Source organism: Protofrankia sp. CiT1 (assembly GCF_917627335.1).
In the GTDB taxonomy this organism is placed as follows: Bacteria; Actinomycetota; Actinomycetes; order Frankiales; family Frankiaceae; genus Protofrankia.
This window is the reverse complement of record NZ_CAKJTP010000043.1, coordinates 9,583-14,712: the sequence shown is the minus strand read 5'-3', so window position 1 is coordinate 14,712 and position 5,130 is coordinate 9,583. Positions and strand designations below refer to the sequence as shown.

4 protein-coding genes are annotated in these 5,130 nt (G+C 68.0%); all 4 read right to left on the bottom strand.

Going from position 1 to position 5,130, the window contains the following annotated elements:
- Window positions 1–74 precede the first annotated feature (74 nt).
- Genes MJ785_RS09750 through MJ785_RS09735 form a run of 4 tightly spaced genes read right to left on the bottom strand, consistent with a single transcriptional unit; the run spans window position 75 to window position 5,111 of the window.
- Window positions 75–2,066, bottom strand: a complete 1,992-nt coding sequence (locus MJ785_RS09750; protein WP_239380529.1) for an efflux RND transporter periplasmic adaptor subunit — start codon at window positions 2,064–2,066, stop codon at window positions 75–77.
- Window positions 2,059–3,036, bottom strand: a complete 978-nt coding sequence (locus MJ785_RS09745) for a hypothetical protein (RefSeq protein WP_239380527.1) — start codon at window positions 3,034–3,036, stop codon at window positions 2,059–2,061. The genes MJ785_RS09750 and MJ785_RS09745 overlap by 8 nt, the downstream gene beginning before the upstream one ends.
- Window positions 3,037–3,096: 60 nt before the next feature.
- Window positions 3,097–4,329 (bottom strand): ABC transporter permease, encoded by a 1,233-nt coding sequence (locus tag MJ785_RS09740; RefSeq protein ID WP_239309151.1) that lies wholly within the window; start codon window positions 4,327–4,329, stop codon window positions 3,097–3,099.
- On the bottom strand, window positions 4,326–5,111 hold the full coding sequence (locus tag MJ785_RS09735; RefSeq protein WP_239345034.1) for an ABC transporter ATP-binding protein: 786 nt from the start codon (window positions 5,109–5,111) through the stop codon (window positions 4,326–4,328). The genes MJ785_RS09740 and MJ785_RS09735 overlap by 4 nt, the downstream gene beginning before the upstream one ends.
- Window positions 5,112–5,130: the final 19 nt, after the last annotated feature.

Genomic DNA, 5,130 nt, shown 5'->3' with positions numbered 1-5,130 from the left:
GGCCCTCGGGACACGCCGAGTGTGCGGAGAACCCGACCAACACAGCCGAAGCAACCTGCCGCTGCCGCTATCGGTCAGTTCCGTCTACCAGCGCCGGTGGGGGCACCGCCGCCGGCGAAACCACCGCCAGTCGCCCCCACGCCGCCGAGCCCGCGCAGCGTGGTGTTGCTGGTGGGCAGGGGGGCGTGCAGGTCCGCCAGAATGATCCGGTCACTTTCGGACAAACCGGATGTTATCTGGGTGAAACTCACGCCGGCCGCACCCACCTCCACCGGCAGGCTGACCAACTTGGCATCCCGCAACACGGACACAATATGACGATTACCGATGGTACGGACGGCCGATGTGGGCACGGCCAGCGCGTTCACCGCGCTGGAAACAACGATGGACACAGCCGCTCCGGAGCCAGCGAACAGCTGTCCGCCACCGCCGTTGAGACCGATGGTCACAGGATAAGCGACCCCGCCTGACGCTCCCGGCCCCGTCCCGGTGGATGCTGTGGACACCGTCGGAAGCAGGCCGACAGCCACCACGGTACCCGCTGTCGGCGAATCAGTGCCGTCCGGAGTCACCGTGACCTTGGCGCCGACCTTCACCGCGGCAACATTGCTGTCGCTGACGGTCGTCGTGACCTCCATTGCGCCTGGATTCACCACGACGATCGCCGCTGTACTCGATCCGGCGGTTACGGACTGGCCGGGCGCGATATTGACAGCGGCCACGAGACCATCGATCGGGCTGACGATCCGTGCCTGGTCCAGGCTCTGCGCGGCCACCGGGAGCATGGCGTTGGCCGCGTCGACCGAGGCCTGGTCGGCGGCGATCTGCGCGGCTGATGCTGGCGCGCGCGCAGCGGCTGATCCCGTCCTGGCGCCGCCTGCGGCCGTACCACCCGCTGCGGAGCCCGCGCGAGTAGCGCTACCTCTGTTATTGCCAACGCTGCCAGTATCGCCGGTTTTACTTGTGCCGCCTGTGTCACCGCTATTTCCTGTGTTACCGCCCGCCTGGCCGTGACCACCGCTCCCGGCCCCGGCCCCGGGGCTGGTCTGGCTCGGCGAGGGCTGCCCCCCCGCAGCGGCCGGTTGCCCTCCAGGAGACTGTGTCAGGAGCTGGGCGACCGCGGCATCGAGGGCCGTTTCATCCGCGGCGACCGTGCGTAGATCGTTGTTCAGGGTCTCCTGCTCAGCAAGAACCTCCTTGAGCAACGCCGAGCAGTCCGTGCCGTCGGGCGTGCTCCCAGCCGCCTGTTCTGGTACCTGCGTGGTCTGGGTGGCGCTCGGAGCCTGGGTAGTCTCGGCCGGGCTCTGGCCGCCGCGTGCGGAACTTGCCGCCATCGGCTCCGCAGCATGACCGAAGCTGTTCAGGAAGGCTCGGCACACCGACTGTTCATGCGCCAGATCGGCCTGGGTCTGATAAAGGACCGTGTCGGCGGCGTGCTGGTCAGCCAACAGCTGCCGCTGGTAGCGCCTGACAAGATCCACCGCCGATGCCGAATCCTGGCTGGCACCTCCACTAGCTGTGGAGCCGACCCGCGGCTCACTGGAGGTGATCATTTTTACGGCGGCATAACTCCCGCTCGGCGTACCAACCTGGCTGGAAGTGACAAATGCCGCGCCGGTGGCGGTGCCGGTGCCGGTACCGGTCGACGTGGATGTCGACGTAGTACCGGTGGTGGTCTGGCTGGCCTGGTCCGCCGCGAGCTTCGCCTGCGCGAGGGCAAGCGCCGCCCGAGCATTGTCGAGGGAGGCCACAAGGGACGACGTGTCGAGTTCGGCCAGGATGTCGCCTGTCGCCACATGCTGACCGACAGCGACGGGAACCTGCGCTACTCGACCGGCAACAGGAAAACTGATCGATGCCTGGCTGACAGGTGCCACGCTGCCGACAGAGCTTACGGTCGCCTCGACCGTGCGGCGGGTGACCGCTGCGGTCCGGTAGGACGGCCCGCTGGAGGCGGTGGCCGCCAGCACACCGCCGCCGGCCCCGCCGACGACAACGACGGCGACAGCGACGGCGGCCCAGCTGCGAACCCGGCGGCGCCGGGCACGGAATGTCCGGTCAGCCATTAGCGGGCCCCGTGGCCTCGCCCTGCCGACGGAAACCACCGGTACATCCGTTGGGCCCCGCCGACCGGATGTTGATCGACGTGGCCGTGATCGCCCCGGTGCTGTCAGCTGGGCCCACCGCCGTGACGCACTCGCCGACCTTCAGAACAGCGGCCGATGCCGGGACCATGTGATCGTAGACGGTCGAAACGCCCGTGGTAACGGTTCTCGTCGTGGCTGGGGTGTCCCCACGGGCGATGGTCTCTACCACGAAGGCCGTGTCGGACTTTGACGTGACAGTGCCGAAGAGCGCGCCGACGCGGCCCACGCCGCCGGCCCTGGGACTGCGCTGCGCCTGGGGGCCGCCGGAGGGATTCGGGGCTCCCGAGGGGCGTGCCCCGCCGCCGAAAGCAGTGCGGGAGGCGCCGTTACCGGTGCACTTACCCGCGTCCGGCTTACTGATCGTAATGTTCTGCGCGATGACCGGGGCATCGGTGGCGGCTGGTTGTCCAGCCTCTTGCGTCCCCGAAGCCGCTGTCACCAGTACGCAGTCACCGACGCCCAGGCTGGACGCGGTGGTCTGTTCGGTCCGGGTGAAAGCGGTGGACGTGGTGAAATTGACGGCGACCTGGCCCACCGAGGGGTTCTGGACCTGGATCGTTGTGTCAGTCACCGCCGCGGCCGTTCCCGTGACGCCCGGTGGGCCAGCCGGCGCGGGATTTACCCCGGGGGCCGGCGCCGTCGAGCCGGCCACGGTGGTAGAGCTCGCGCCGCCACCGCAGGCGACCAGAGCGAATACGGCGGCCGACAGCAGGACGGTCAACCGCCCTCCCGCGCTGACCCGCGGCTGGCGGGATACGGGCCGAGCTGTCCGGACAGCGGCGCCCACGCGCGGGGGCACCCCATGTACGGACATCTCGCGCAGGGGCAGGCCGCGCCCAGGAACGCCGTGTTCGGCGGTGTTACTCGCGGGCAGAGTCGACTCGGACACGCTGGGCTCTTTCCTGATCGTGGCCCTGGACAGAACGCCGGGCCGGAGACCGATAGATCATCATTCGCTGCGCAACGCCTCGATGGGGGCCAGGCGGGCAGCCCTGCTGGCGGGGTAAACACCGAATCCGACGCCGATTCCCACCGCGACGATGATCGATCCAAAAGTTGCGGGAAGTGATATGTCGATACGCTGAGAAATCAGGTGCGGGAGCGCCACGGCACCCACCACACCGAGCGCGGCACCGGAGATACCACCGGTCAGACCGAGGACAGATGCCTCGACCAGGAACTGGCGTCTGATCACCCGGGGCGGCGCCCCGAGAGCCTTGCGCAGACCGATCTCACGGACACGTTCAGTAACAGAAACCAGCATGATATTCATGACACCGATACCGCCGACCAGCAGCGAGATCGCGGCGATGCCCCCGAGCAGCACGGTCAGAGTCCGGTCGACCGAAGTCGCGGCGGACAGGATGGACTGCTGGCTGGCAATGGTGAAGTCGGCACCGGTGGGCGTGCTGATGTGGTGCAGCGCGAGCAGTTCGTTGTTGGCCTCCTGGTAGGCCGCGGACAGCGTCTTCGACGATGACGCCTCCAGGTAGATGCTCTGTACGGAGGTGCGCGTCGCGCCGCCGAACACCCGGTTGGCCGCGGTGCTGATCGGGAGGACGACCTGGTCGTCCTCATTGGCCGTGGCGGAGGAACCGACCGCGGTGAGGGTACCCACGACCTGTATCGGAACCCCCGACACGGTCACGGTCGCGCCGATCGGGCTGCGGCCACCGAACAGCTGCTCGGCCGTAGTAGCCGCGAGTACCGCGACCGCGGCGTGGTTGGTCACGTCCTGGCTGGTGATGAACCGTCCGACAGCAATCTTGCGGGCCCGGACCGACAACCAATCGGGCGTCGTCCCCACGACTGTGGTGGTCCAGTTCGACGCGCCGGCCGTCAGGGAAAGGCTGCGTTGGCTGGCCGGTGCGACCGCGGCGATGTCGGGAGCGACATCCCTGACGGCGAGGGCATCGGCATCCTGCACGGTCAGCGTCGAGGCCGAACCGAAACCGCCGCGGACACCGGTGCTGCTGGTAGTGCTCCCCGGCGAGACAACGAGCAGGTTGCTGCCCAGCGAGTTGATCTGATCGCGGACCTGGCCCTGGGCACCCTGGCCGAGTCCGACGGTGAGGATGACCGCGGCAATACCGATGAGGATGCCAAGCACTGTCAGAGCGGAACGCGACCGGTGCGTGCGTACCGCATCCAGCCCGATCCGCAGTGTCTCCATCCAGCTCATGTGCGTACATCCCAGGCGAGCAGGGGCGAATTGGAATGATCCCCGCTACCGAGCCCGGTACCGGCGTGCTTCCCCGGCCCCGTGTCGTCCTGGATGTCACCGTCACGGATCCGCACTACCCGGCCGGCGGTAGCGGCGACCTCGGGTTCGTGGGTGATGAGAACGATCGTGCGGCCGGCCGCGTGCAGCTGGCTCAACAGGCCAAGCACATCCCCCGTGGACACGCTGTCGAGATTGCCGGTCGGCTCGTCCGCAAGGATGAGCGCTGGATCGGTGACCAACGCACGGGCAACGGCAACCCGTTGTTGCTGGCCACCGGACATCTCGCTCGGCCGGTGGGCGATCCTGTCCCCCAGCCCGACCTTCTCCAGCGCGTCCACGGCCCGGTCGCGACGCTCCGTCCGGCCTGTACCGGCATAGCACAACGGCAGTTCGACGTTGCGCCACGCGGACAGTGTCGGAAGCAGGTTGAACTGTTGGAAGACAAAGCCGATCCGCCGATTGCGGATCTCGGCCAGCTCCTCCTCGGACATCCGGCCGACGTCCTCGCCGGCAAGGTGGTAGCTACCCGCGGTGGGCACATCGAGACATCCGAGGATGTGCATCAGGGTTGATTTCCCCGACCCCGACGGGCCCATGATCGCGATGTACTCACCCTCGGAAATACGCAGGTTCACCCCCCGCAACGCCTCGACTTCGAGGGAACCGGTCCGGTAGGTCTTGCGGACACCGTCGAGCTGGATGACGGGCTCCCGGCTGGCAGGCGACTCAGGCTGGGCCACGGCTCAGTTCACCCCGCCG